Origin of the sequence: uncultured Campylobacter sp. (genome assembly GCF_937980635.1) — a bacterium.
Taxonomy (GTDB): Bacteria; Campylobacterota; Campylobacteria; order Campylobacterales; family Campylobacteraceae; genus Campylobacter_B.
This window is the reverse complement of the sequence record NZ_CALJPG010000035.1, coordinates 22,063-46,557: the sequence shown is the minus strand read 5'-3', so window position 1 is coordinate 46,557 and position 24,495 is coordinate 22,063. Positions and strand designations below refer to the sequence as shown.

General features: G+C 43.0%; 28 protein-coding genes and 1 pseudogene. 23 read left to right on the top strand and 6 right to left on the bottom strand.

Annotation, left to right across the window (positions count from 1 at the left end; all coding sequences use genetic code 11):
- Positions 1–2,399 precede the first annotated feature (2,399 nt).
- From Q0460_RS09785 to Q0460_RS09720, 14 genes are all read left to right on the top strand, one after another.
- A complete protein-coding gene (locus Q0460_RS09785; RefSeq protein ID WP_299086549.1) occupies positions 2,400–2,861 on the top strand; it encodes a hypothetical protein in 462 nt (153 codons plus the stop codon).
- A gap of 8 nt (positions 2,862–2,869) precedes the next feature.
- Positions 2,870–3,025, top strand: coding sequence for a hypothetical protein (locus Q0460_RS09780; protein ID WP_299086548.1), 156 nt, complete (start codon positions 2,870–2,872; stop codon positions 3,023–3,025).
- Between the two features lie 257 nt (positions 3,026–3,282).
- Positions 3,283–3,669 (top strand): Imm41 family immunity protein, encoded by a 387-nt coding sequence (locus tag Q0460_RS09775; RefSeq protein WP_299086547.1) that lies wholly within the window; start codon positions 3,283–3,285, stop codon positions 3,667–3,669.
- Positions 3,670–3,673: 4 nt separating this feature from the next.
- Positions 3,674–4,069, top strand: a complete 396-nt coding sequence (locus Q0460_RS09770) for an Imm41 family immunity protein (RefSeq protein ID WP_299086546.1) — start codon at positions 3,674–3,676, stop codon at positions 4,067–4,069.
- A 68-nt stretch (positions 4,070–4,137) separates the two neighbouring features.
- The gene (locus tag Q0460_RS09765) at positions 4,138–5,301 is read left to right on the top strand and encodes a hypothetical protein (protein WP_299086545.1); all 1,164 of its coding nucleotides are present in this window, start codon (positions 4,138–4,140) and stop codon (positions 5,299–5,301) included.
- Positions 5,302–5,367: 66 nt separating this feature from the next.
- Complete coding sequence (locus Q0460_RS09760) at positions 5,368–5,709, top strand: hypothetical protein (protein ID WP_299086544.1); 342 nt, start codon at positions 5,368–5,370, stop codon at positions 5,707–5,709.
- 33 nt (positions 5,710–5,742) lie between these two features.
- Entirely contained in the window at positions 5,743–6,138 is a 396-nt protein-coding gene (locus tag Q0460_RS09755; RefSeq protein ID WP_299086543.1) for a phytanoyl-CoA dioxygenase, read from the top strand.
- Between the two features lie 25 nt (positions 6,139–6,163).
- Positions 6,164–6,502, top strand: a complete 339-nt coding sequence (locus Q0460_RS09750) for a hypothetical protein (protein ID WP_299086542.1) — start codon at positions 6,164–6,166, stop codon at positions 6,500–6,502.
- 30 nt (positions 6,503–6,532) lie between these two features.
- Positions 6,533–7,132 (top strand): hypothetical protein, encoded by a 600-nt coding sequence (locus tag Q0460_RS09745; protein WP_299086541.1) that lies wholly within the window; start codon positions 6,533–6,535, stop codon positions 7,130–7,132.
- Between the two features lie 510 nt (positions 7,133–7,642).
- The gene (locus Q0460_RS09740; RefSeq protein WP_299086540.1) at positions 7,643–8,203 is read left to right on the top strand and encodes a hypothetical protein; all 561 of its coding nucleotides are present in this window, start codon (positions 7,643–7,645) and stop codon (positions 8,201–8,203) included.
- A gap of 92 nt (positions 8,204–8,295) precedes the next feature.
- A complete protein-coding gene (locus tag Q0460_RS09735; RefSeq protein ID WP_299086539.1) occupies positions 8,296–8,775 on the top strand; it encodes a hypothetical protein in 480 nt (159 codons plus the stop codon).
- Positions 8,776–8,821: 46 nt separating this feature from the next.
- The gene (locus tag Q0460_RS09730) at positions 8,822–9,094 is read left to right on the top strand and encodes a hypothetical protein (RefSeq protein WP_299086538.1); all 273 of its coding nucleotides are present in this window, start codon (positions 8,822–8,824) and stop codon (positions 9,092–9,094) included.
- A 21-nt stretch (positions 9,095–9,115) separates the two neighbouring features.
- On the top strand, positions 9,116–9,388 hold the full coding sequence (locus Q0460_RS09725) for a colicin immunity domain-containing protein (protein ID WP_299086537.1): 273 nt from the start codon (positions 9,116–9,118) through the stop codon (positions 9,386–9,388).
- A 92-nt stretch (positions 9,389–9,480) separates the two neighbouring features.
- A complete protein-coding gene (locus Q0460_RS09720) occupies positions 9,481–9,870 on the top strand; it encodes a phytanoyl-CoA dioxygenase (RefSeq protein ID WP_299086536.1) in 390 nt (129 codons plus the stop codon).
- Between the two features lie 262 nt (positions 9,871–10,132).
- Here Q0460_RS09720 and Q0460_RS09715 read toward each other — a convergent pair whose 3' ends face one another.
- The 6 genes from Q0460_RS09715 to Q0460_RS09690 all read right to left on the bottom strand — a co-directional run bounded on the left by Q0460_RS09715 (position 10,133) and on the right by Q0460_RS09690 (position 16,145).
- On the bottom strand, positions 10,133–11,020 hold the full coding sequence (locus Q0460_RS09715; protein ID WP_295153061.1) for a hypothetical protein: 888 nt from the start codon (positions 11,018–11,020) through the stop codon (positions 10,133–10,135).
- Positions 11,021–11,035: 15 nt separating this feature from the next.
- Entirely contained in the window at positions 11,036–11,809 is a 774-nt protein-coding gene (locus Q0460_RS09710) for a GNAT family N-acetyltransferase (protein WP_299086535.1), read from the bottom strand.
- A gap of 171 nt (positions 11,810–11,980) precedes the next feature.
- Positions 11,981–12,271 carry a YciI family protein gene (locus Q0460_RS09705; protein WP_295153063.1) on the bottom strand — a complete coding sequence of 97 codons (291 nt, stop codon included), beginning with the start codon at positions 12,269–12,271 and terminating at the stop codon, positions 11,981–11,983.
- A 79-nt stretch (positions 12,272–12,350) separates the two neighbouring features.
- Positions 12,351–13,604, bottom strand: coding sequence for a ComEC/Rec2 family competence protein (locus Q0460_RS09700; protein WP_299086534.1), 1,254 nt, complete (start codon positions 13,602–13,604; stop codon positions 12,351–12,353).
- A gap of 130 nt (positions 13,605–13,734) precedes the next feature.
- The gene (glnA, locus tag Q0460_RS09695; protein WP_297881244.1) at positions 13,735–15,162 is read right to left on the bottom strand and encodes a type I glutamate--ammonia ligase; all 1,428 of its coding nucleotides are present in this window, start codon (positions 15,160–15,162) and stop codon (positions 13,735–13,737) included.
- A gap of 194 nt (positions 15,163–15,356) precedes the next feature.
- Entirely contained in the window at positions 15,357–16,145 is a 789-nt protein-coding gene (locus Q0460_RS09690; protein ID WP_299086533.1) for a histidinol-phosphatase, read from the bottom strand.
- 71 nt (positions 16,146–16,216) lie between these two features.
- Here Q0460_RS09690 and Q0460_RS09685 point away from each other — a divergent pair, with 71 nt between their 5' ends.
- The 9 genes and pseudogenes from Q0460_RS09685 to ffh all read left to right on the top strand — a co-directional run bounded on the left by Q0460_RS09685 (position 16,217) and on the right by ffh (position 24,468).
- Positions 16,217–17,479: a peptidase U32 family protein gene (locus Q0460_RS09685; RefSeq protein WP_299086532.1), complete on the top strand. Its 1,263-nt coding sequence runs from the start codon at positions 16,217–16,219 to the stop codon at positions 17,477–17,479.
- On the top strand, positions 17,476–17,976 hold the full coding sequence (purE, locus tag Q0460_RS09680; RefSeq protein ID WP_298977215.1) for a 5-(carboxyamino)imidazole ribonucleotide mutase: 501 nt from the start codon (positions 17,476–17,478) through the stop codon (positions 17,974–17,976). Before Q0460_RS09685 ends, purE begins: the two co-directional genes overlap by 4 nt.
- A gap of 3 nt (positions 17,977–17,979) precedes the next feature.
- Positions 17,980–18,408: a GyrI-like domain-containing protein gene (locus Q0460_RS09675; RefSeq protein WP_299086531.1), complete on the top strand. Its 429-nt coding sequence runs from the start codon at positions 17,980–17,982 to the stop codon at positions 18,406–18,408.
- A gap of 75 nt (positions 18,409–18,483) precedes the next feature.
- Positions 18,484–19,320 (top strand): annotated as a pseudogene (glyQ, locus tag Q0460_RS09670) (glycine--tRNA ligase subunit alpha); the annotation flags it as partial.
- Positions 19,321–19,487: 167 nt separating this feature from the next.
- Positions 19,488–20,210 (top strand): Nif3-like dinuclear metal center hexameric protein, encoded by a 723-nt coding sequence (locus tag Q0460_RS09665; protein ID WP_299086530.1) that lies wholly within the window; start codon positions 19,488–19,490, stop codon positions 20,208–20,210.
- Between the two features lie 9 nt (positions 20,211–20,219).
- Entirely contained in the window at positions 20,220–20,927 is a 708-nt protein-coding gene (locus Q0460_RS09660) for a zinc ribbon domain-containing protein (protein WP_299086529.1), read from the top strand.
- Positions 20,924–22,312, top strand: a complete 1,389-nt coding sequence (locus Q0460_RS09655; protein ID WP_299086528.1) for a 3-deoxy-D-manno-octulosonic acid transferase — start codon at positions 20,924–20,926, stop codon at positions 22,310–22,312. The genes Q0460_RS09660 and Q0460_RS09655 overlap by 4 nt, the downstream gene beginning before the upstream one ends.
- Positions 22,312–23,061 carry an RluA family pseudouridine synthase gene (locus tag Q0460_RS09650; protein ID WP_299086527.1) on the top strand — a complete coding sequence of 250 codons (750 nt, stop codon included), beginning with the start codon at positions 22,312–22,314 and terminating at the stop codon, positions 23,059–23,061. Before Q0460_RS09655 ends, Q0460_RS09650 begins: the two co-directional genes overlap by 1 nt.
- A gap of 66 nt (positions 23,062–23,127) precedes the next feature.
- The gene (gene ffh, locus Q0460_RS09645; protein WP_299086526.1) at positions 23,128–24,468 is read left to right on the top strand and encodes a signal recognition particle protein; all 1,341 of its coding nucleotides are present in this window, start codon (positions 23,128–23,130) and stop codon (positions 24,466–24,468) included.
- Positions 24,469–24,495: the final 27 nt, after the last annotated feature.

Genomic DNA, 24,495 nt, shown 5'->3' with positions numbered 1-24,495 from the left:
TAGGGTTCTAACATGGTGGCTAGGTTATTTAAAGGGGTTGGGGTTTAAATTTTAAAGGTAAGATAAAGAGACAGCCCCTAGAAAGGTTTTTAATGGTTTGGTTTATAGGACTTATTCTAAAGATGACAGAAAGTCCATTTAATCCATAAATACTATAATTCCATAAAGAGCTTAAATTTTATCCTTATCCTTGGTTTTTAAGCACAAGAATAAACTTAAGGCAGGTGCGTTTCTTACTATGGATAGCACCTTAAAGTCTATATGCCTATGTGATTTAGAACTTTCCGGGTAAGCGGAAAGACGGTGAGATAGAGAGTTAAAGCGAAACTTATCTGCAGTTTATCATTCCGAATTCTGCCGTAGCTTTCATGAAATTTTAAAAAGCTATGAGTAGAAAATTCATAGTATGAGTTTAGAAATGGGAGGTGGATTTGTACGGTTAGTTAGATAGAGCGGGGTTCTTGGAGACGATAAAATAAGAGCGCGTGAGCCACCTATAATCTCTTTTAAAAATTGCTTGCTTCCCCTTCCCATATATTACTTCATCACTACTCCTTCCCTAAGCGCTCATCCTCATTTTAGCGTATTGCTTTCTTTTGGAGCGCTTACCTTTTTTTGATACTCAAGGCGAGTATCTGCGTGGACTATGATCGCGATAGATTATATAAATTCTGAAGCGCTCCCATTCCTTATTAACTCTACACTTTTTATTAGGAATTTCTTGTATATTACGCATATATAGCTTTCCACCTTTCAATACTCGTAATACTCGGCTTGCTAGGTTGCTTTAGTGCTTTTATCGTTTAACTGGACCGCTTGATTACCCTCATAGGTTTGCCATATTGTTTTATTGCCTTCATAGGTTTACTCAGGTTGCTCTATATCGCTTCATTGCCTCCATACTTAGACTTACTAAAAAACAACCTCTGTCTTAAAAAACAACTCACACTATTTTTTTTGTTTTTCAGCTATATTGTTTTCATAAGGTATTTTTTGAAATATCTTATAACGTTTTTACTAAGGAGAAAGAATGTTTTATATATTAAAAAGCCTTTAGGCTTTTTGAAGTAGCCTTTAAAGTTTATATATTACGGTTTTTCGATGGGTTACGTTATCGGTAATGTTTTTATTGATAAGCCCAAGTGCTTATCAAGCATTCTTAATCTTTAGTTCCCCGCTGGCGGTTTGGGGTAATAAGAAAAATCGCAGAGGTGCGTTATAGCTTCGCACATTAATCTAAAAAGCTTCTGTTTTAACTAAATTCTAAAGATGTAACGTCTTTTTGCCCCTAGAGTTTTTTCCCTAGATAGTCTCCTTTTTCGTTTTATTTATTGCCTAAGTGCATTAAATTTAAAAAGGGGGCTATCTGAAAAGCCGCGTGGAGGTAGCACCTCCGTTAAAGGTTACGGGGCTGTCTCGCTCGTCGCTAGCGGAGCATTTGCTCGTCTACTACCGCCGTTGCGATTATTCCTTGTAGGGGTATTATTTTCTAAGTAAGTCTTCCTTCTTATGGTTTTATTTCTTTCAGGAGTATTTTTTGCCTAGTACTATATTATAAACAATATTGATCTTAATATATTTTTATCGCTTGTGGGGATATTATTTGCCAAAGCAGTTCTTTTATCATAAATAGAGCAACCCCTTGGCCTATCCCTTTTAAGGATATTTTATGTGTAGCCTTGCTTTTGATATTTTGGGCTTTGCTCTAATAGAATGCTTGAGCATCGAAAAGATATTGAAGATATTTAGGTATAGAAGAGATATTGAAGTATTAAGGGAGGCAACCGCAACCCATCATTTTTTAATCGCTCCCCCATATTTTAAAAGCCTTTGGATATCTTAATACTATATAAGAAAATAGTATAGCTTCCTTTATACTTTTAAAGAAGCCTCTAAGCCTTTAGACTTTTTATCTGCAAATGAAAGCAAAAGAAGAGATTAATAAATTTGAGCTAAGAAGCTTTTAAGATCTTTCTAATATAATCCCCTTGTTCATAAGGACGAAGAAGGCTTTAAGCTTTTATCTGTTTTTATTTGTTCTCTGCCTTAAAGAACAAACATCTTACAGATAGGCGCTTAAGGCATTTGGCGAAAATGTATTAAGCGGCCTCCTTAAGATTTTAAACCTTGAGCTGCTACAAGGCTTAAGCTAAATTTCTTAGGTTTGAAACTTCTTAACCCATTTTTGCTTATTATTTAAAGTTTCCTTAAGAGACGATAAATATTTTTATATAGTTTTTTAAAAGACTATATACTGATATTCTGTAATCGAGTGTTCGGGGGAATTCTGTGGGTTGTATAAATTCAACGCAGGACACCACTTTTATCACTAATCAAATCGGCAAATTCTATGATTGATCGTTTATATCTAAAAAGCCCAAAATAAGTAAGGATATAAAATGAAATTTTTTCTCATCATACTTAGTATATTTCTTTGTATTTATATTGTTCTTTCGGTGCTAAGTTTTTCACCTTGTGATATTAACGATATGTTGAGGCAAAACTACAGTCGTATGGAGCAAAAATGCAGATTAAAATTGATACGACGGGCTAATAATGGCAACAGTGGGGCGCATAGGCGACTTTTCTATTTTTATGAATCTTATTTTTTAGATAGATATTGTGTAGATCAAAAGGCGCAGCAAGAATTAGACAAAGAAGAGCTAAATTTTATTAAAAAATTTCATTCTGGAAATTTAGATCTATGCACAAATAACGATTTTATAGTTGGTTTATTAAAAAAGTGCGTTTTGAAAGAGGGAAATTTTACATTGTGTACCAAGCGGATCGGAAAGGAAAAAGAGATTAACATGGATGAAGTCATACATCTATATTACACGGATAAAAAACCAAAAGAATAAGAGCTTTCATGAAAAATAAAATTTACTTTATTGCCGCTGCTATAATATTATTTGCGTGGATATTTTATCTATATAAAGAGCAAAGCGCCTCTTGCGATATAAAAGATCTTTTTATGGGCGATACTGAAATAACAAAAGAGTGCAGAATTGCTATAATAAGGTAATTTGACAAGAATGGTAACCCTCGCGCATATAAGCGATTGAGTTTGGTTTATGGAAAAATTTTAAGCGAAAGACCGACAGAAGAGGTTTTAAATGAGCTAGACCGAGAAGAGATAGAATTTTTGAAAAAATTGTATCCCGATTCAGAAATTTTATCTAAAGAGTTGCCAAGCAGAAAATAATCGATTTTTATAAACGAAAATTTGCCATAAAGATGGCTAAATTTAATAAAGAAATGAAAAAAAAGGATAGGTGATTAATGGACTTAGAGCTTTTATACCAAAATTCAACAAATTCTGATAAATTCAGCATCAATTCGTTTGTCGGAAAATTTATATATCAAAAAACTTGGTCGGATTGCGACTATTGGAAGTTGGATAAAGCTTTAATGCAGATTTTGAACTTTTATCATAATAAAACGCTTCCAAGAGAAATTTTCGTCGCAATACTAGCGGTATTTAATGAAGTTATCGGCGTGGAAGATAAATCGGAAATTTATGTAAGCAATATGCTGTGTGCGAAAAACAGCGACGGCGTAGTGCCTAGCATATATGATAGATTTGAAAGATTAAATGTTCTGTGCAATAGCATCGTATTCAAAGAAAAGCTTAGCAATAGCTGTTTTTGGTATGTTCCAAAGGATTAATGCAATGAATCTTGTAAATTTTTATAGAAATACCGCATTTGATGATAGATATGATGCAAATTCGTTCATAGGTATGATTTTAGATAATAATCTATGGTCCGATGATGAATATTGGAAATTAGAAGCCGATTTAAAAAAGATTTTGCAGCATTATAAAAACAAAGAGTTGGACCCAGGAATAATGCAAGGCATTATTTCTATCTCTAATGATATATTTCTAAACGGAAGTTGGCGCGACGTAGATATAGACGCAAAAAGCGAATGTTTTAAAACGTATAAATATCAAGAAGATACAAAGCCGAATATTTTCGATAGATTTCGCCGTATAAAAAGCTTATTATTAGCGGTTGCGTCAGGGGATGAAAATTTTTATAAAATCAAATTTTTCTATGAAAAGTAATATAAATGATCTTTGCTTCGCAAATAAGGTGTATAATTTAGCAAATGCAAAAATTACGGTGGATAAAAATGAAAAAGTTGTTAAATTTGACAAATAGTGGTTTAAGGCTGAGCGATATAAATTTTAGCAGCTTCAGCGCTTCTAAAAACTGGATCGGTTTCTTTGAGATCGAAAGTAGGGGCTGGCTAAGCGGAGTAAGCTTAGCGATAAAATTATTCGATAACTTTTTTAGAAAATATAGCGATGAAGTATTTATCGTAAGTGCTCTAATGCGTGATGATAAAGTATACAAAAGATATAAAGCAATCTCGCAGGTAAAGCCGTTATACGATAAATTTAAAGATCTTGGAATTTTGCAAGAACAAAATGAGTATTTTTCTCTGGCTAGAGATAAAGAATATCCGCTGCCCGCTATGTGCATAAGAATGGACATTCTGAAATGGGACGACATAAAAGAGCTGGCTAAATTTTTAATGTGCTATGATTATTCGATAAACGAATGGTGTTTTATAGTTTTTCCGAGTTTAAATTTAGCCATCTATCCGCATGATAGCAAGGGTTTTGGCTGTATAGGGCTAAACGACGAGATTAAATATGGAATCAATTTTTTAAAATTTTGCGAGAAAAACAGCAAGGCAAAAGTGACGATAGATAAAAAAGAGGTTAATTTGAACAAAGCGGTTTTTCTTCTGCCTAAAAATAATGAAGAGCTATTTTCCAGAGTGCAAGAAGTAAGAGAGATAAAAAGAGGAACTTTGTATGCCGATCCAAATTTAATTAAATTTATTGCCCTTAGCGGCTCAATCAAAGATCTGAAAATATCGCAATTAAAACAGCTATTGCGCGAAGGCTTGATCTATCTTGACACAGGAATATTTTTTATCAAGAATCTTAAAAGGGAAAGAATAGCCACAACAGAGAACATTTTAATTAATTCTTCAATATATCAAGGCTTAAGCGATTTTGAGTGGTCGATCAATCAAGTGGAGATCAAAAATCCAAATTTAAAGGAAGATGATTTTATTAAAGAATGCCTTTTATTTTTGAAATTGGTAAAGGAAAAGATCGAAAATATGGCTATTGAGAACAACAGATTTGCGTTATGTTTGGATTTCTATAATATCGATGGACTGAGCGCAGATTTCGAGCTTTATACTCTAAGAGATAATGAAAAGATCGTAGATTTTTCAGAGGCTAAATTTAATCAAAGCTCGGTGTATGTAATTGTATGAAATTTATTTTCTCGGCATGATTAAAGTATAAAAATTTATAACTATCATCCCAAAGGAAGGTATAAAATGACATATATAAAAACATACCCCGATACGGTAGAGATGAGTGATTTTTTGGATTTTTACCCAGATGAAATAGATAGCGATATTGGAAAATATACGTTCGGAATAAACGGGTTAATATTTACATATTGCATAGTCGAGGGATGGGTGGAAATTACTATAAAAGCAGGCGAGGAGACAGCTGTGGAATTTACCGCCGAATGTATCGAATCCTTAAAAATCAGAAGAAATAAAGATGGCGAATTTATAGAGATAGGACAAAATTTTGCTATGGACAGAATGGTGCAGATAGAACTGTATATAAGACCAAAAATTTTATTAAAATATGCGAGTTTAGAATGCTAGATGAAACTCATATCCCAATAAAAGGAAACCCAAATGCAAATTGATGGAAAACATATATTTCGCAAGGGCGTGCTTCTGTACAAACTATGCGTAATGGCTTCTTTAGAATATCAAGATAGATATCTTGTGCACGCTACAGATGAAGATTGCGAAAATCCTAAGGAGATGGTATATTTTTTATGTGATTCCTGCGCTAATGCCCTATTGGAGGAATTTGAATTTTGCTTCTTGCCATACGAAAGGGATGCGCTAAGAGAGCTTAGGTCTCTTATTCTTAAAAACTTTAAGGACGATAGATCATTATACGTAGATGATTATGAATATTTAGTCTATCACAATAAATCTTGGATAGAGGTCAGAGAGCTAGCTCTAAAAACAATCCAAATTTTCGGATACGATTTAGATGACTTTAGCTATGACTTCAATTAGACTTGATTTGGAAATGCAGTTTTAAATGAATAAAAAGGCGTTTTTAATTATTTTATCGGTAATAATCGAAGATGGCGATTATGTCTCTTTATGGGAAATCGTTTGGGAATTAAATTCTATTAACGTTGCCAATTCGCTTAAAGTGGCGAAAGAAATTTTATTGTTCTTATACGAGCAAGGTTATATAAGATTGTTTAGTTCAAATTGGGGTTATGATACAGAAATGAAAGAGATATGTGATAAATCTGAAATTTTAAATATTTTAAGAGATGATAAAAATTATGAGCCGGTCGGCGTAAATAGCAAATACTTTGGCGTGACCGAAACGCAGCAAGGAAGAGCTTATTATGCAAAACAGGGCTAAAATATGAAAACAATAATTTGGACGGCATAAATGAGAATAAAAGCGCTTGATCTAAATTTAAGCCCGTACGTCTATTTCTTTAGCGAAGCGGAAGATTTTAGGTTTAAGATTTTTAAAGATTTCCAAGCCGCAAGCGGGAAAAGATCGCTGGATTTTTATGAGCTCGAGGCGTTTAGCCTAATGAAAAGCACCGAAGTCCATGAAACTGATTCTATTGCAGGCACATTAATTCATAATTTTAATTTATGCGATGAGAATGTAAGAGATATTTTAATGATGCTATTTGGGCAGTTCTATCTAAATAATTTCATAGATACCGACATAAAATATAAAAATAGCGCCAATATAAATTTAAATATGAGAAAATTTGAAGAATGGAAAATTTTAAGAGATAATTTCTTTTATAATTTAGATAAATTTATAGCCCGCCCATACGAACCTCTAAAAAATTATACTCGCGCAGACGGTGCCTTTTGGGAAGAGCCGAATCGGTGGTGCCACCATAATATGTATATATTTATCGCAGAATATGGCAAAAAATATTATGATGAAATTTTGATTCCGAGTCTCTGCAACAAATACGAACACATAGAGGTTGATACCGACAAAGAAGGAAATGTAACGAAGTAGTACGGAATATAAAATTTAGGAGAATAAAATGGCAATAAGAGAGGAAGAGGGAGAGACAGACAGAGGAAGAGAGGAAGAAAGAGAGGGAAGGAGAGGGAGAATAAAATGGCAATAAAAGAAAGATTATTAAGAGAATTATGCTGCCTTGCTTCATTAAAATGCCAAGAAAAATATATGCTCAACCCCACAAAGGATAAGTATTTATTGTGCATAGATTTAATATAAGATTGTGAGAGTGCTTGTAAAATAGCCCTAGCGGAATCAAACAAAATTTATTTCAGTATAGAGGAACGTAAAGCGATAGCCAAAATGCTAGATAAATTTACGGAGTGTGATTCAAAATTTTGAGAGGAAGAGGAAAAGGCTTCTATGACAGACTATGAAGATTTTATTTACCACAATAGCACCTTTTGCGGATTGCGCGAGTTAGCTCTAAAAACAATCCAAATTTTTGGGTATGATTTGGATAACCTCAACTACGACTAAAAGCTTTGTAAGGAAAGATAGAATATGTACAAGCAAATAAAAGAGCTGCTAGAAAAGAGCGGCATAGAATTGAGCGATGGTTTGAAAGAGAGCGAAATAGACAAAATAGAGCAAATTTATGAGTTTAAATTTCCAAAAAGCCTAAGAGATTTTTTGTCATATACATTGCCTATTTCAGTAGAATTTTATAATTGGAGAGACTTTAGCGATGAAAACATAAAGGAGATAAAGCAGGCTATGAACTACGTCTTTGAGCACTTAAAAAACGATCCTATTGATGAAATTTTTCCAAACGAGGGCTATTGGAATACGCAAAAATGGGGTCCGATACCCGAAGACGGATCTCGCAAGCGAGCCGTTGTACTAGAAGCAGCCAAAATTGCACCTAAGATTATACCTATATATTCTCATAGATATATGCCGTGTCTTAAATTGCCGGATCCGCCGGTCTTATCTATACACTATACCGATGTCATTTATTATGGGAAAAATTTATATGACTACTTTTTGAGGGAATTTGGTAAAAATCCTCTTGAGCCGGTCAGAAAATGCCCGTATGTGCCTTTTTGGTCTGATTTATACTAAAATTTAATAAAGGCGAGTTTGCGTTAATTTACGCTTATTTGATTTTTAGAATTTAAAGAAAATATACGTTAGCATAGTTAAAGCGAGGAAAAATGACGGAAGTAGTGATTGACTTTGATGAGTTGCAAAAAGACAGAAGATATATTGATGAGTGGCATGATTATTGTCCCAAAGAAATAGAGCATAAGTTATACTCATATTTATCCGAAAAGCTGTCTTTACCGCTACGTATCGGCCCTGATGCATTCGCAGATTTCTTTTGGTTTCTGCGATTTAAAGAATGGAAAGACTATAGCGAGGAAGAGTGGGAGCAATATAAAGATAAAGACGAGTGGGAAAGCTATAGCAAATATATCGAGGAAAAAGAGGAAAACTCACGATACGGTTTAAAAAATAAGCAAGGTGTTCGAGACGATTTAAAGCTAATTTTCTTAAATTTTAATGCATTCAAGAAAAAATACAGCGATCTGGCTAGGCAGTTGCTAGACGTGATAAAATTTACGCTCTCGGAGACCGCCAAATACCCAGATCACGATGACTTGCTTGATATTCAAATAGAAATTCGAGGCTAGAAGATTATGAAGTAGCGATGAGAAATAAATTTAAGGAAAGCAGCGAATGAGATACAACGATTTGATATTTTTAAATTTATTCCGTAATTACGAAGATGAATTTGCCGGAGTCGGTCGGCGCGACTTTGTAATTTATTTGGAAGAACTGGTTAAGGCTGGCGAATACGGTATAGCGCTGGAAGATTTTTTGGTTCAAATGTATGAATATAATATAAAAATTTCTTCTAACGACTTAACAATTATAAAAAATTTATGCGAAGGCGTGAATGTTGATAGTAATTTATGGTTGGTTCTAAGTATTAAAGCGGCGGGCGATTAAAAATATACCGAAAGAGGGTCAATGATAGAGGAATATATAAAAATAATAGAGGATTTTTTGCAAAATAGAATCGATGTATTTGAATTCGAAAAGATATATTGGGATAAATTTATGAATGATAAAAATTTTCCCGATGAATATTATGAGCCGCTGAACAGGCTTCTTACCGATATCGATGAATTCGAACCTGACGAAGAGTTGAGGGGTGATGATACGGTAGGTGATTCATTAAGCGAAGAGGATTTAAGGGGGTGTGCAAAAAAGACCTTAAAACAAATTATACTTTTAAAATAGTAGTTTTATAAAATGATAATTTCTGCGAGAATTTTAAAAATATATTACGATATAATGCGGGCAAACCCACATCCCAATAAAAGGAAACCCAAATGCGAATTAACGGAAAAGAGATATTTGAGAAAGGTGCTCTTATGTGTCATCTAAGTCGAATGGCTTCTTTGGAATATCAAGTCAATTATTTAGTGCATGCTACGGCTGAATACTACGAAGACCCGTCAGAAATGGCAGAACTACTATGTGATGAATGCTGGCGAGCCCTTGACGAAAAATCTGAATTCTGCTTCTTACCCTATGAAAGAGAGATCTTAAAAGAGCTTGCAGAACTTATTTATAAATACTTTAAAGATCAAAGCCTGCTGGAAGGAGATACCTACGATTATTTAGTCTATCAGAACAAATCCTGGATAGAGGTTAGAGAATTAGCTTTAAAAACTTTACATATTTTCGGCTACGATTTGGACAACTTCGACTATGATTAAACCCGGATTAGACCTAGCAGAATGAAATTTGTCGTATATATCTTTACTTTGCTACTATGTCTAAGCGCTGGACATTGCTTGGCTTTATGCGGCAAAAATAAAACCGACTCCGCGCAAGCAAATAGTTTCATTTCGGGCGCATTTATGCCGCGCCGTATCATACCTCACGCTGTAACTCAATCTAACGCCGTTCGACCCTATGCTTTGCCGTTACGTCGCGACGCATACTATCGCTGCGCCTCAAACCCTTGTGCCGAAATGCCTAGATCATCTTTCCGACGAGTTTTTCTTTAAATTCTTTATAAATTTCAGGCCCCGCGTGTTTGTATTCGCTCGTCAGCTTATTGTGAAATTCCGCCATATCGCCGCCGCTTTCGCGGTAGAGCTTGATCGCGTTTCGCCTTACAGCGCCGTCTTTTAGGTCGCTATCGTAGGCGATGCTCGCGTATTGCGCTCGCGCGCCGTCCTTGATCTCACGGTAGGCTTCGCAGCCTTTGGCTCTGCCGAGCTTTGCGACGCACGCGGCATAGAGGGCTTGCAGGCTCACGCACTGGGGTATCAGCGCCTCTGCCGCGGCAATGTCCGCTTTGGCGATTTTGGAATTTGCAGCCTTTTGTTCCTGTTGTGCAGCCTTCGGCTCCTGCTTCGCGGTTTTAGGCTCTTGTTTTGCGGTTTTTACCCCTTGTTTTTGGGCCTTTGGCTCCTGCTTTGTAGCTTTCGGCTCCGCTTTTTGGGTTTTTTTCTCTGCCGCGCTACTTGTTTTGCTTTGTTTTGTACCCGCTCCTGCGGCATGCGAGGCTAGGCTGATCTTTTCAAATTTCGGATTTTTGCGGTAGTTTAGATTATTAAAAAATTCTATCACGTCGTCGTAAAATTTGTCGTTGCTGACGATGCCGATCTTGCCCTCCTGCCCGCAGAGTTTGCCCATCAAAAACACGATGATCTTATCGGCGAAGTCCTTTCTTTGCTTGCCGATAGTAAAGACCTCGCCTATGCTAACGCCCATCTTCGATAGGCGCGCAAGGGTCAAGGCGCCGATCTTTTTGGCGGTGTTGGAGACTATATTTAGCTCATCACCCTCTTTGAGATTTACGACGTCGAAGATATTATCTACGTCGATATTTTCGTCGTCAATGATAAAATGGGTCAAAGTTTTTCCTTTAAATTAAATTTCAATGCCCGCGCTTGCGCAAATTTCATCTCTAAAGCACGCGAAAGATCTCATCGCAGGTTGATTTTGCAGATGCTCGCCGATCGGCTTTTGCATCCACGCCATATCGTACCAGCGGCCGAATTTATAGGCGCAGCGCTGAAATCTGCCGACGAAGCGAAAGCCCATGCGCTCGTGAAATCGTACGCTCGCGTCGTTTAGATATTCGTCATCCCCGCAAGCGATGCAAGCGTTCATGTTTGCGATGTTTTGAGCCCTGAGCGCGCGCTGTAGCGCTTCGTAGAGTAGCCTGCCGATACCAAGAGCGCGCACGTTTTGCGATACATAAACCGAGCTCTCCGCCGACCAATCGTATGCCGCGCGCTCTTTGAAAGCCGAAGCGTAGGCGTAGCCGAGGATTTGGCCCGGTTTTAAATTTACGCCGCTTTGTTTTGTCAAGGCGATTAAATTTGCGCTATTTTGTTTTGCCGCACCGCTTGCGCAATTTCGCGCCTCGTCTGCGGGCAAAATTTCATTCCCTGCGCCTGCCGCGCTCGCAGAAATTTTAAAATTTTCATTCCGTTCATCGTCCGCGCATACCGCCTCGTCGCTTACGTAGGCGAGCAGATAGGGGTATCTTTGCAGCGTCTGCTCGATGCGCTCCGCAAATTCCGCAGTGCTGGGCACGTCGTATTCGAAGCTGATCGCCGTTTGCTTTACGTAGGGCGCGTAAATTTCAAGTAGCGCATCCGCATCTTGCGGCGTTGCGAGCCGCAGTTTTATCAGCACCCGATCTCCTTTAAATTTAGCCGTTTTTGCATAATTTCGGTTTTAAACTTATCTAAATTTGCCGCCGCGTTTTGGTTTTTAATTCGGGTTAAAATTTCATCTCGCGCGCAAAACGGCTAAATTTCAGAGGCGTGTTTGAGCGCGTAAATTTTAAAATTTAACCCGCATCTTTTATTCGCCGAAAAGCCTCCAAAACTCGGGCGCAAATTTCGTCGGCGCAAATTCTATGATCTCGTATTTTGCGACGCCGTTTTGAAAGAACGGATCTTGCGCGATGATCTCATCAAGCTCCGCGCGGTCTTTGGCATTGATTAAGATGATACCGCCCGTGCGAGGGACTTTGCGCCCCGAGCAGATAAATTTATCTGCCGCATAAAATCGGTCTAAAAACGCGTTGTGCTCGTTGATGAAGCGATCGACTTCGCTAATTTCTTTAACGTAGGTGAGGTTTGCAATAAACATTTTGATCCTTTATGAGATTTGAAGCGCGATTTTAGCATAAAATTCCAACGGATAAAATTCCTGCTGGAATTTTCGCGCGCTACGTTATAAAAAATATCGGCGAAATTCCGATTATCGCGCAACCAAGCGCTGCGTAGCGAAGCTTTATCGCAGCAAGCGCGCAGATGTTTGCAAGCGCGAAAAGAAGCGGCGGAATTTGCGCCTGAAAGCTCGGCAAAGTAAAATTTAAAAACGCAAGCAGCGGCGTATCGAGCGCGCCGCCGAGTCCGAATAGATGCAAAAAGATGCTCAGCGGATAAAAGATCACGAATACGTATCCCAGCGGCATTACGCTAAGCTGCTGCAGCGAAGCGGTCGGGAAGAAATAATAGACCGCCACGTTCATGCTAAGCCAAACGTAGAGGTTAAAAAGTATGACGTTCTGCCAGAGCTTAAATTTGGGTGCGAAGTGGTGCAGGTAGAGGAAAATATACAGCACGCCCAGGCAGGAGAAATAAAATCCGATTGAAAAGGCTAAGTGCGGGAAAAACGCAAGCAGAAGCGCGATCGTTAGGAAGAGGTTTGTAAATTTAAGTACGTAGAAATTTCGCATCGCGAGGTAAAACCCTACGCAACACATCGCAAGCGAGCGCAGAAAGCTCGGCGTAAAATCGAGCACGAAGAGATACCCGCTCATCAGCACGATCACGAATACGCTAAGATCGCGCCTCGCGCTGCGGTACGGAAAGTAGCGATCTTGAAAATAGCGGTAGATCGGCATTGCAAGCAGAAAGACCGTGCTAAAGATAATGCCCAGATGAAAGCCGCTGATCGAGATGATGTGCGCTATGCCCCAGTTCGTCACGCTAGCGCGCAGCGGTTTTGAAATTTCGGTCGCAAAATACAGCGCGGAGTAAAGATCCGCCGTCATATCATCTTCGTGCTGAGCGCGAACAAAGCTTATCGCGCGCCATTTTGCCCCAGAGGGCGCGGTTTCGGCTGAAATTTTAAAATTTGGCGCGTAAAAGCGCTGCTTTAAAAAATCTAAAAATTTTACGTTTTTCGTTACGATGCCGATATTTACGCGCGCGAAGCGGTGAAATTCCCGCCCGAGCCCGGCGGTCGTGTAGAGGGTAAAATCCGCCGTTTTGAGCTTTAGCACCGTGTAGGTGCGACCGCGTTCGTTCGTTTTGGCGTAGGCGTTTAAAATTTGCGCGTCGTAAAAGGCGTAGTTTTTCGCGCGAAATTCTTTGAATTCATAAAATTTCACGCCTAAGTTTATCGATAAAATTCCAAGCAAAAGCAGCAGAAAGTATAAAATTTCGCGTTTAGAGTAAAAGAGTTGAAGCTTCACGGACGGTATTTAAGTTCGCGCATGCAGTAGAATTTTAAAAACTCTTGCGCGGCGAAATTTTAAAATTCCAAGGCTCTGTAGCCGTGCCGTCTCGTAAAAACCGGGCGGCGCGACATAAAACAAGCCCGTCTTAGCACGAATAATTCGTCGCAAACTCAAACGGCGTAGGGCGCGCCTCGTAAGGCCAAACCTGAGTTTCAAATTTAAAATGCTGATAGGTCTCGATAAAAAGCTCGCTCATTATCGGGCGCAGATACTCGTTATCGCGGATCACTGCCTCTAGACTGCCGCGAAGCGTGTGCGGAAGCTGCTCTATGCCGCGCTCGCGGATTTCGTCAAGGTGCAGCTTGAATAAATTTTCATCCATCGGCCCCACCGGCTCGGTTTTGTTTTTGATACCGTCGATTCCAGCCATCAGCATCGCCGCGAACGCCAAATACGGGCACGCCGTGCTATCAGGAAAGCGCATTTCCGCGCGCACCGAGTGCTCGCCGCTGCCGTAAGGGATGCGGATCGAAGCGGAGCGGTTTTGGCTAGAATAAGTTAGAATGGATGGCGCCTCAAAGCCCGGGATTAGGCGCTTATAGCTGTTGGTACTAGGATTCGTAAACGCCGCGACGCTGCGCGCATGCTTTAGCACGCCGCCGATATACCACCTCGCCGCGTCGCTTAAATTTGCATAGTTGCCCTTTTTGTAAAAGGTGTTTTTGCCCTTTTTCCAGATTGATTGGTGTACATGCATTCCGCTGCCGTTATCGCCGTAGAGCGGCTTTGGCATAAAGGTCGCGGTCTTGCCGTTTAGGTGCGCGACCATCTTTACGACGTATTTGTATTTTTGCACGTTGTCGGCGGCCTCGACGAGAGTGCCGTATTTGACGCCGATCTCGCCTTGTCCTTGCGCTACTTCGTGGTGGCAGATGAAGGTCTCAAGCCCGATCTGTTCTAGCACTTTTAGCATCTCGGCGCGCAGATCGACCATCGAATCGACGGGCTGGACGGGAAAGTAGCCGCCCTTTACGCCCGGGCGGTGGCCGCTATTAAAGCCGTCTTTGTAGTTTTTGCCGCTGTTCCAATGCCCCTCTTCGGTATCTACCTTAAACATCGCGCAGTTCATATCGTCGATGATCTTTACATCGTCGAAAACGAAAAATTCATTCTCCGGCCCGAAATAGCAGGTATCTCCAAGACCCGTGGTTTGTAGAAACTGCTCGGCTTTTTTAGCGATCGAGCGCGGGCATTTTTCGTAAAGCTCGTTTTTGTAGATATCGTAAACGTCGCAGATGACGATGATCGTAACGTCCGCGGTGAACGGATCCAAAAATGCCGTTTGCACGTCGGGCTTTAGCATCATATCGGATTTATCGATTGGCTGCCATGCCGCTACCGAGCTTGCGTCAAATGGAATTCCGTCGGCGAAGTCCTTCGGCAGGCGCTTGTAGTTGTAAGCGACGTGGTGCCAGGTGCCTTTTAGATCGGTAAATCTAAAATCCACGAACTCGACCTCGTTTTCATCGCAAAATTTAAAAAATTCCTTCACGTCATTAACAAATTTTCCCATATTTTTTCCTTTTTCCGCCCGTATTCGGGCTAAATTTAACGGCGGATTTTAACATTATTTAGTTGAAATTCGACTTTATCTGCGCCGTTTTGCGCGCCGCGATTTTTAAAATTTTGCGCCGCCGAAGATTTTGAAATTTTAAAATTTTGCGCCGTCCGCGCCTTTTGAAATTTAAAAGCGGCTGCCGTTAAAATTTACGCTAGCTTTACAAACTCACGCTCGCGATTTTTGAAAACGGCGATCCGCTCGTAGCCGAACTCGCGCGCTTTGGCGTAAATTTTATCGTAGTTTAGCGCTACTTGAGCTACCGAGTGCGCGTCCGAGCTAAGCGTGATCGGCACGTCCGCATCCGCGAGCATCTGCAAAAGCGCGTCGCTTGGATAAATTTCATTCGCGGGCTTGCGGAGCCCCGCGGAGTTTAGCTCCACGACGATGCCGCTTTTTTTGATCGCGTTTATCGCACCGCCTGCTAAAACTCTGATATCTTTTTTTGGAGTAAATTTAAAAATTTTAATCAGATCCATATGCCCTAAAATGTCGAATTTGCCGCTTCTGCACAGCGCGCAGATCAGCGCAAAGTATTCGCGATAAACGTCGTCTATCTCGCGCCCGCTCCATTGATCTAAAAATTCCTCGTTATCAAAGCCCCAGTTGTTTAAAAAATGCACCGAACCGATGAGATAATCTACCTCGCGCGCGAAAATCCGCTCATCCATTAGCTCTTTTTTCGTCATAAAATCGACCTCATATCCCAGCCGCACGTCGATCCGCCCGCTAAACTCATCTCGCAGTTCCCTAATCATCCGCTCGTAAAGCTCCATCTGCTCGAAGCTCATTCGGTATTTTTGATCGAAGTTCATCGGCGCGTGATCCGCAAAGCCGAAAATTTCTATGCCTCGTGCGATCGCCGCTTCCAAATACTGTCGCGGCTCGCCGCTAGCGTGGTTGCAAAGATAGGTGTGGTTGTGTAGATCGGCTCGCATCAACTGCTCCTTAAATAAAATTTTGGCTAAATTGTAGTAAAATCGCGCTTAAAAAATCACTAGGAATGTATTTGAAAAAACCCGAACTCTTAGCTCCTGCGGGGAATTTAACGAAACTAAAAATCGCCCTGGCTTACGGCGCGGATGCCGTGTATGCAAGCACGGGCTCATTTTCGCTACGCCAGCGAAGCGCAAAGGAATTTAGCAAGGAAAGCTTCGCGCAGGGCGTCGCGTACGCGCACGAGCGCGGCAAGAAGCTCTACGCGACCGTGAACGGCTTTGCGACCAACGGCCAGCTAGGAAACATCGAAAGGCATTTGGAATTTCTTCGCGACCTGCGCGTGGATGGAATTTTAATCGCCACTTTAGGCGTCGCAAGCCTCGCGCGAGCCGTAGCTCCAGAAATTCCGATTCACGTCTCTACCCAAGCTAACGTGCTAAACTATCTCGACGCGCAGGTTTGGGCTGAGCTGGGCGCCGTTCGCATCGTCGCAGCGCGGGAGATGACGCTCAAAGACGCCGTGGAGATTAAAGATAAAATTCCGAGCCTCGAGATCGAAATTTTCGTGCACGGCTCGATGTGTTTCGCATACAGCGGGCGCTGTCTTGTTAGCGCGGTGCAAAGCGGGCGCTTCAGCAACCGCGGAAGCTGTGCGAACGACTGCAGATTTAACTACGAGCTTTACGCGAAAAATCCCGAAACCAGCGCGCTTTTCCGCTTGCAAGAGCGCGAAGGGGAGGGCACTTTCGTAATGAACGCGAAGGATCTTAGCCTCATTTCGTACGTGCAAAAGATCATGCAAACGGGCGCGATTGACAGCTTCAAAATCGAAGGGCGCACCAAGAGCGAATACTACGTCGCGTGCGCCACGAATGCTTATCGCGCGGCGATCGACGATGCCGCGAGCGATAAATTTGAGGCCCGTGTTTACGAGCGTGAGATCGCGACGCTTAAAAACCGCGGCTTTAGCGACGGATATTTGATAAAGCGCCCGTACGAGCGAGAGGATACGCAAAATTTAGACCGCAGCATCGAGCTTGGCACGCATCAGGTCTGTGCGATCAGCGAAGACGGCGAGTTTATAAGCGTCAAGGATAAAATTTTGCCAGGCGTTTCGTATGAAATTTTTGCTCCGCGCGGCTTTAAAATTTGCGCTTGCGATAATGAAATTGGCGAAATTTACGAGCTTAGCGGCAAGCCGTATTTAAAATTTAAGAAGCTGCAAAGCCGCAGCGGTAAGGAATTTAGCGAGATTCACAGCGGCAATCTAAATGAGATTAAGTTGCCTGCGAAGCTCGCGGAGTTTTGCTTTTTAAGAAAGGAGATAGAATGAAATTTGTTTCTATAATAATGGGCTCAAAGAGCGATTACGAGGTCGTTTACGAGGCGGCTAAAATTTTAAACGAATTCGGCGTAGCGTACGAGATGATCGTTTCCTCCGCACACCGAAGCCCCGCCCGTACGGCTAAATACGTCGCGGACGCCGAGAAAAAGGGCGCGCAGGTTTTCATCTGCGCGGCGGGTATGGCGGCGCATCTTGCGGGCGCGGTCGCCGCGAATACGACCAAGCCGGTGCTGGGCGTCCCGCTCGGCGGCAGCGCGCTTAGCGGCGTAGATGCGCTGTATTCGACCGTGCAGATGCCTGCGGGCATCCCCGTCGCGACGCTTGCGATCGGAAAGGCGGGCGCGAAAAACGCGGCGTATCTGGCGGTGCAAATTTTGGCTCTAAGCGACGAGGTGCTAAGCTCGAAGCTAAAGGCGGATCGCGCCGCAAAAGCGGAGGCGCTGAAAAAGGACTCCGAGCAGATCGAAGTGCTGCTTGAAGATTAATCTATGAAAATTTTAAAATTGCGCGAAGGCTTTGAAATTTGCGGCTTAAAGACTCGCACGAATAACGCAGATGAGATGAGCGGGCGAGGGGTGATCGCAAATTTGTGGGGTGAGTTTTTAAAATTTAACGCTAGCGGAAGCAGCGCCGAGAAAAATGAAATTTATGCTACGTATTACGACTACGAAAACGGCGCACAGGGCGAATACTCCGTGCTAATAGGCACTTGCTCGAAAGAACAGCACCATAAAGAAAGCCACAACGAAGCTTGCAAATCCGCGAAGCAGTGCTGCAAAAATGAGCGCGATGAAACCGGCGATAAATTACGTATCGAAGCAGGCGATTGCGCGGTTTTTGATTTTGCGAACGAGCCTACGAGAGCTGGCGAATACTGGGCTGAAATTTGGAATTTTTTTGAAAGTTCGAAGCTTTAAAGAGCCTTTAAAACGGACTTTGAAAAGCTCTTTGGAAGATAAAATTTAAATTTACATATCGATAAAAGGACAGAAATGACGTTTTCACAGATTATTTTGACGCTTCAAAACTACTGGCACGAGCAGGGCTGCTTGCTCGTTCAGCCCTACGATATGCCCGCGGGCGCAGGCACCTATCATCAGGCTACCTTTTTGCGCAGTCTAGGAAGCAAACCTTGGCGCGCGGCATACGTCGCCCCCTCGCGCCGCCCCACAGACGGGCGCTATGGCGAAAACCCAAACCGCTTGGGCGCGTATTATCAGTTTCAGGTGATCTTAAAGCCGAGCCCGGATAATATCCAAGAGCTCTATCTAAAAAGCCTAGAGAAGCTGGGGCTAGATCTTAAAAGCCACGATATCCGCTTCGTAGAAGATAACTGGGAGAGCCCGACGCTCGGGGCCTGGGGGCTTGGCTGGGAGGTCTGGCTAGACGGCATGGAGGTGACGCAGTTTACATATTTTCAGCAGCTAGGCGGCATCACGTGCGAGCTAATTAGCGGCGAGATCACCTACGGGCTTGAGCGCTTGGCGATGTATCTGCAAAACAAAGACGACGTTTACGACATCGTCTGGGACGACAAGGCGGGGCTAGTAACCTACGGCGACGTGCATAAAAGGGGCGAGTTCGAGTTTAGCAAATACAACTTCGAGCTTGCGGACACCGCGATGCTTTTTAATCAGTTTGAAAACTGCTTCGGCGAGTGCAAAAGTATCCTAAAGCATGGCCTGGCGCTTCCTGCGTATGATTATTGCATGCTCGCAGCGCACACGTTCAACGTCCTTGACGCACGCGGAGCGATCTCGGTCACGCAGAGGCAGGATTATATTTTAAAGATCCGCGATCTTGCCAAAAACTGCGCGCTTTGCTATGCAGATCCGCAAAAATATGTCGCCGAGCTGGACGCCGTGGCGTGCAGCGATAAAAAAAGCGGCAAAGAAGGTGGCGCGGCAAACGCAAACTCCGCAGGCGCAAATTTAAAAAACGCCCACGGCAAGCAAAATTCCGCAAATAAAACAGATAAAAGCGCAAAGTAAGATTTATGAAAACGGGCGAAATTTATGAAATTTTAAACGCCTCCGCGCCCTTTTGCGACGCGGAGGCGTGGGATAATAGCGGGCTAATGCTCGGAAACTTGGATGATGAAATTTCAAAAATCTATCTAAGCCTCGACGTTACTAGCGAGCTGGTGCGCGAGGCGGAGGCGGGCTCGCTTTTCGTGGTACACCACCCGCTGATTTTTAGCCCGCTAAAATCGCTTGATCCGCGGCTCTATCCTGCAAATTTGATCTATGAGATGATCCGCAAAAACATCTCGCTCATCGCGATGCATACGAACTTTGACAAGCACGTTTTAAACGGGTTCGTAGCGCGCGAAATTTTAAAATTTGAAATTACGGATGAGCGGGAATTTTTGGTTTTCATGCGCGCGGATTTGAGCTTTGATCAGCTGTGTGCGGAGATAAAGCGCAAGCTTGGCATCGAGCATCTACGCGCGGTAAAGACGAAAAATTTTATCCGAAATATTGCGCTTTGCACCGGCAGCGGAAGCGAACTAAATCAAAGCTTGGGCGTGGATTGTTTCATTACGGGCGATATAAAATATCACACGGCGCTTCAAAATTTAGAAAACGGCGTGAGTTTGATCGACATAAATCATTTTGAAAGTGAGCGCTATTTTGGGCGCGCGCTCGCACCTTTCTTGCAAAAAAGCGAAATTGAAGTTATAATAAGCGAGCAAAAAAATCCATTTACGTATTATTAAAGGAAAAAGATGAACAAATATTTAAGCCAATTGGTAGAGCTTTGCGAATTCGATAAGCAGCTGGACGGATTTAAGCCTAAAATCGAGGCCGCACAGGAGAAGCTGAGTAAAAAAAGCACTGAAATAAACGGCGCAAAAGAACAGATCGAAACTCTAAATGCGGAGATCGCTGAGCTAAAATCTCAAATTTTACAAGCAAACGCGCAGCTGAGCGCCTTTTCGTCCAAGCTAAAAAGCACGGGCAAAAAAAGCAGTGCGGCAAAAACCGAAAAGGAGATCAAAGCTCTTAGTGTCGAAGAGGATATCGCAAAAGAGCAGCTCGAAGCCACAAACGAGGAGATCGAAAGGCTAGAAAAGATCGTAGCCGCAAAAGAGGCGCTCGTAAAAGAGCAGAGCGAAAAGCAAGAGGCGTTTGAAGCCGAGCTAAAAAGCTTGCAGGAGCAGGTAAGCGCCGAGATGGGCGAGGTTGAGGTCGCTCGCGGCGCGATCTATGCCAAGCGCGATAAGCTAATGCAGGCGATGAATCCAAAAACCGTCTCATTCTACGAAAAGATCCGCAAGTGGGCGGGCAATACGGCGGTCTCGCCGGTGCGCAAACAGGCCTGCTACGGCTGCTTTATGCGCATAAGCGACAAGACCTATTCTGCGGTCATCAAAAGCGACGACATCGTAACCTGCCCGTATTGCGGCAGAATTTTATATAAAGAAGCCGAGTGATCTACACCGCCTTGGCGTTTTTGGCGTGGCTCGTCGCTGCGCCTTTTATTTTTATCCTAAGCTTTAAAAAAAAATACCGCACGAGCCTGAAGGCGCGATTTTTTCTATACAAAAACCCTAAATTTAGCCCCGCTGCGGTGCACTTTCACGCTTGCAGCCTGGGCGAGGTAAACGCTCTTGTGCCGTTAATTTCTAAATTTGAGAGCGTCGCGCTTAGCACGACCACGCAGACGGGCTTTGATGCGGCGCGCGCGCTCACGTCGAACTCTCGCTACCTGCCGTTTGAAAACTGGCTTCCGTTTTGGCTTACGGGCAGCCGCGTGCTGGTGATCTTTGAAGCGGAGTTGTGGCTAAATTTGATCCGTTCCGCCAAGGCGCGCGGAAGCTACGTGATCCTACTAAATGCGCGCATTAGCGACCGCTCGTACGCGAGTTATCTGCGCTTTAAGTTTTATTATCGCAAGGTGTTTGAAAATATAGATCTGGTGCTTGCGCAAAGCGAGCTTGATGCGGCTCGGCTACGGGAGCTCGGCGCAAAAAATATAAAGGTCGCGGGTAACGTGAAAAGCGCGAATATCGCCGTTGCGACAAAAGACTATTCCGCCGCGTCCGCAAATAGCTTCGTGCTTACGATCTCAAACACTCACGAGGGCGAAGAGGAGCTTGTTTTATCAAATTTAAATGATTTTATAAAATTTCGCAGCTCGCAGAGTGCTCTCGAAAAATACCCGCGCGCAACGGGCTCTCATGGCGATAGGAGCTTGCCTGAGGCTGAGCTTCACGGCGAGGCGGGCTCGCCCGAGATTGTAAATTTAAACGCAGCTTCTTTGGATACGGCGAGCTCAAGCGACGCTTCGTCCGCCGTGCCGAATACGGCGCCTCTAAACGGCGCGTCTTTAAATTCTACCGCACCGAATACAGGGGCCTCGACTGCTGCGCCGCAAAAGCTAAAAATCATCCTGGCGCCCAGACATCCGGAGCGCTTTGAAAAGGTACGTGAAATTTGTGAGATTTGGGCGCGCGAGCATGGGCTTAGCTTCGAACGATTTAGCGACGGCGCGGGGCTTGGGAGCGATTTTATCTTCCTCGATGCCTTCGGGGAGCTAGCGAACTTTTATAAAATTTCAAACGTCGTGATCTTGGGCGGCAGCTTTTTGCGCAATATCGGCGGACATAGCCCGATCGAGGCGGCGAGCTTCGGCGTGCCGATCATCAGCGGACGATTTTTTCATAATCAAAAGGCGCTGTACGCGCTCGTACAAAATATCGCTCTGTGCGGCGCGAACGAAATTCCAAACGCTTTAAAAGAGCCGCTAAAGGGCACGCGGATAGATAAAATTTGCGATCTGCAAGAGATAGAAAATGTAATCAAGGAAAGAATTTAATGCAAGAAAAAGCCTACAAACTGCTGGCGGCGCAGGAAAACATCTCGCACAACGAAGCCAAAGCCCTCATCGACGCGGGGCTTGTAAGCGCGCGCGGCGCAAAGATCGCTCTAGCGCGCGAGATGCTCGGCGAAAATACTAAATTTAGCGTGATGAAGCCCGCAAAACCTACAATCATTTACGAGGATGAGAACGTTTTGGCGGTCAATAAGCCGCCCTTTATGAGCAGCGAAAATTTGGAAAAAATCTATAAATTCGGGCTTCTAAACCGCCTGGATAAGGAGACTAGCGGCGTCGTGATGCTATATAAGAACGAAGAATTTCGCGAAGCGGCGATTGCGGAATTTAAAAATTTGCGCGTGAAAAAAAGCTATATCGCAATCGTTAAAGGGATCGTGAGCGAAGAGATGAAATTTGACGAGCCGATTTTGACGATAAAGACCCGAAGCGGCGCATTTTCTAAAATTTCGCCAAACGGCAAGAGCGCATTTAGCGAGGTTTATCCGCTTATGGTAAGCGGCAAAAAATCGCTCGTAAAAGTGCGGATCGAGACGGGTAGGACGCATCAGATCCGCGTGCATCTGGCAAATGCGGGATTCGGCGTAATAGGCGATGAAAAATACGCCAAAAGCCGCGCGAAGCGGATGTTTCTGCACTCGTATGAGACCGAAATTTTGGGGCTAAAATTTAAAGCTCCGCTTGATAAAAGCTTCAACGAATTCGGCTTTGAAATTCCTAAGGATCTCTGATATTCAATGGCTTTTAAGTTAATTTTAGGTAACATCGCAGGTTTAAAAATTTTATAAGGGATCAAAGTGTTTGAGATCATAAGCGAGTCGTTTAAAAACGCGGTCAATAAATTAAAAACAATCGATGACGAAAAAGCTTTAAAAAACGCCTTGGAAACGCTAAAAAAGGCGCTTTTAAAGGCTGACGTACACCACAAAGTCGTAAAGGATTTTTTGGCGCTTGTCGAAGCCGATCTTCGTATCGGCACGATAGGACAGAAGCCGTTTTTGCAGTCCATCAAGACAAATTTGACTAAAATTTTAACGGTGCCTAGAGGCAGCAGCCAGGGGTTTGTATTTGCTAGCACGCCTCCTACGGTAGCTTTGATGACGGGACTTCAAGGAAGCGGAAAATCCACAAGCACGATAAAACTCGCGAATTATCTGAAACTTCGTAAAAAAAAGGTCTTGGTTGCAGCGTGCGACTTGCAGCGTCTAGCCGCGGTCGAACAGCTCCGCCAGCTGTGCGAAGCAAACGAGATCGAGCTATTTTTCATCGAGGGCGAGAGCGATCCGCTAAAGGTTGCGCAGAAGGCGCTAAGCAAGGCTAAGAGTGGGCTTTATGACGTACTGCTCGTAGATACGGCAGGACGTCTTGCGATAGACGAGGCGCTTATGGAACAGCTTGCGGAGATGAAAAAAGCTCTAAATCCGCATGAAATTTTTTACGTAGCGGATGCTATGAGCGGCCAAGACGGAATTAAAACGGCCGCTAAATTTGATGAAATTTTAGGCCTTACGGGTGTGATCTTAAGCAAATTTGACGCCGATACCAAAGGCGGCGTAGCTCTTGGTATCGCTCAGCAGCTTGGCATCCCGCTTCGCTTTATCGGAACCGGCGAGAAGGTGGCCGATCTGGAGGGCTTTATACCCGATAGAATTACAGGTCGCATTATGGGCGAAGGCGATTTGGCGACGTTAGCCGAGAAAACAAGCGCCGTTTTCGACGAAAGAGAAGCCAAGGCTCTAAACAAAAAGATCAAAAAGGGCGAGTTTAATTTCAACGACTTCGTAAATCAGCTCGAAAGCGTGAAAAAGCTCGGCAATATGAAAAATTTAATCGGCATGATCCCCGGGCTTTCCGGAATGGCGAATAAGATAAAAGATATCGATTTGGAAAACTCCAAAGAGATACTTCATATCAAAGCGATGATCAATTCTATGACGCCGAAAGAGCGCGAAAATCCGGATCTGCTAAATAATTCGCGTAAGCGCAGACTTGCTGCTGGCGCTGGGCTTTCGCAGGTGGAGGTGAACCGCTTTTTGAAGCAGTTCGCGGGCGCTTCGAAGCTTGCGAAGAAATTTTCGGGCAAGGGCGGCATGCAGGGGCTTGCTTCAATTGCTCAAAGGCAAAATTTACCGAGATAGCCTCTCGGTAGAGTTTGCAGATGTTTA

What these genes read in the sequence shown, in the direction of transcription:
- Q0460_RS09785 (WP_299086549.1), top strand. Translation starts at nt 2,400, where the DNA reads ATGAAATTTTTTCTCATCATACTTAGTATATTTCTTTGTATTTATATT.
- Q0460_RS09780 (WP_299086548.1), top strand. Translation starts at nt 2,870, where the DNA reads ATGAAAAATAAAATTTACTTTATTGCCGCTGCTATAATATTATTTGCG.
- Q0460_RS09775 (WP_299086547.1), top strand. Translation starts at nt 3,283, where the DNA reads ATGGACTTAGAGCTTTTATACCAAAATTCAACAAATTCTGATAAATTC.
- Q0460_RS09770 (WP_299086546.1), top strand. Translation starts at nt 3,674, where the DNA reads ATGAATCTTGTAAATTTTTATAGAAATACCGCATTTGATGATAGATAT.
- Q0460_RS09765 (WP_299086545.1), top strand. Translation starts at nt 4,138, where the DNA reads ATGAAAAAGTTGTTAAATTTGACAAATAGTGGTTTAAGGCTGAGCGAT.
- Q0460_RS09760 (WP_299086544.1), top strand. Translation starts at nt 5,368, where the DNA reads ATGACATATATAAAAACATACCCCGATACGGTAGAGATGAGTGATTTT.
- Q0460_RS09755 (WP_299086543.1), top strand. Translation starts at nt 5,743, where the DNA reads ATGCAAATTGATGGAAAACATATATTTCGCAAGGGCGTGCTTCTGTAC.
- Q0460_RS09750 (WP_299086542.1), top strand. Translation starts at nt 6,164, where the DNA reads ATGAATAAAAAGGCGTTTTTAATTATTTTATCGGTAATAATCGAAGAT.
- Q0460_RS09745 (WP_299086541.1), top strand. Translation starts at nt 6,533, where the DNA reads ATGAGAATAAAAGCGCTTGATCTAAATTTAAGCCCGTACGTCTATTTC.
- Q0460_RS09740 (WP_299086540.1), top strand. Translation starts at nt 7,643, where the DNA reads ATGTACAAGCAAATAAAAGAGCTGCTAGAAAAGAGCGGCATAGAATTG.
- Q0460_RS09735 (WP_299086539.1), top strand. Translation starts at nt 8,296, where the DNA reads ATGACGGAAGTAGTGATTGACTTTGATGAGTTGCAAAAAGACAGAAGA.
- Q0460_RS09730 (WP_299086538.1), top strand. Translation starts at nt 8,822, where the DNA reads ATGAGATACAACGATTTGATATTTTTAAATTTATTCCGTAATTACGAA.
- Q0460_RS09725 (WP_299086537.1), top strand. Translation starts at nt 9,116, where the DNA reads ATGATAGAGGAATATATAAAAATAATAGAGGATTTTTTGCAAAATAGA.
- Q0460_RS09720 (WP_299086536.1), top strand. Translation starts at nt 9,481, where the DNA reads ATGCGAATTAACGGAAAAGAGATATTTGAGAAAGGTGCTCTTATGTGT.
- Q0460_RS09705 (WP_295153063.1), bottom strand. Translation starts at nt 12,271, where the DNA reads ATGTTTATTGCAAACCTCACCTACGTTAAAGAAATTAGCGAAGTCGAT.
- glnA (WP_297881244.1), bottom strand. Translation starts at nt 15,162, where the DNA reads ATGGGAAAATTTGTTAATGACGTGAAGGAATTTTTTAAATTTTGCGAT.
- Q0460_RS09690 (WP_299086533.1), bottom strand. Translation starts at nt 16,145, where the DNA reads ATGCGAGCCGATCTACACAACCACACCTATCTTTGCAACCACGCTAGC.
- purE (WP_298977215.1), top strand. Translation starts at nt 17,476, where the DNA reads ATGAAATTTGTTTCTATAATAATGGGCTCAAAGAGCGATTACGAGGTC.
- Q0460_RS09675 (WP_299086531.1), top strand. Translation starts at nt 17,980, where the DNA reads ATGAAAATTTTAAAATTGCGCGAAGGCTTTGAAATTTGCGGCTTAAAG.
- Q0460_RS09665 (WP_299086530.1), top strand. Translation starts at nt 19,488, where the DNA reads ATGAAAACGGGCGAAATTTATGAAATTTTAAACGCCTCCGCGCCCTTT.
- Q0460_RS09660 (WP_299086529.1), top strand. Translation starts at nt 20,220, where the DNA reads ATGAACAAATATTTAAGCCAATTGGTAGAGCTTTGCGAATTCGATAAG.
- Q0460_RS09650 (WP_299086527.1), top strand. Translation starts at nt 22,312, where the DNA reads ATGCAAGAAAAAGCCTACAAACTGCTGGCGGCGCAGGAAAACATCTCG.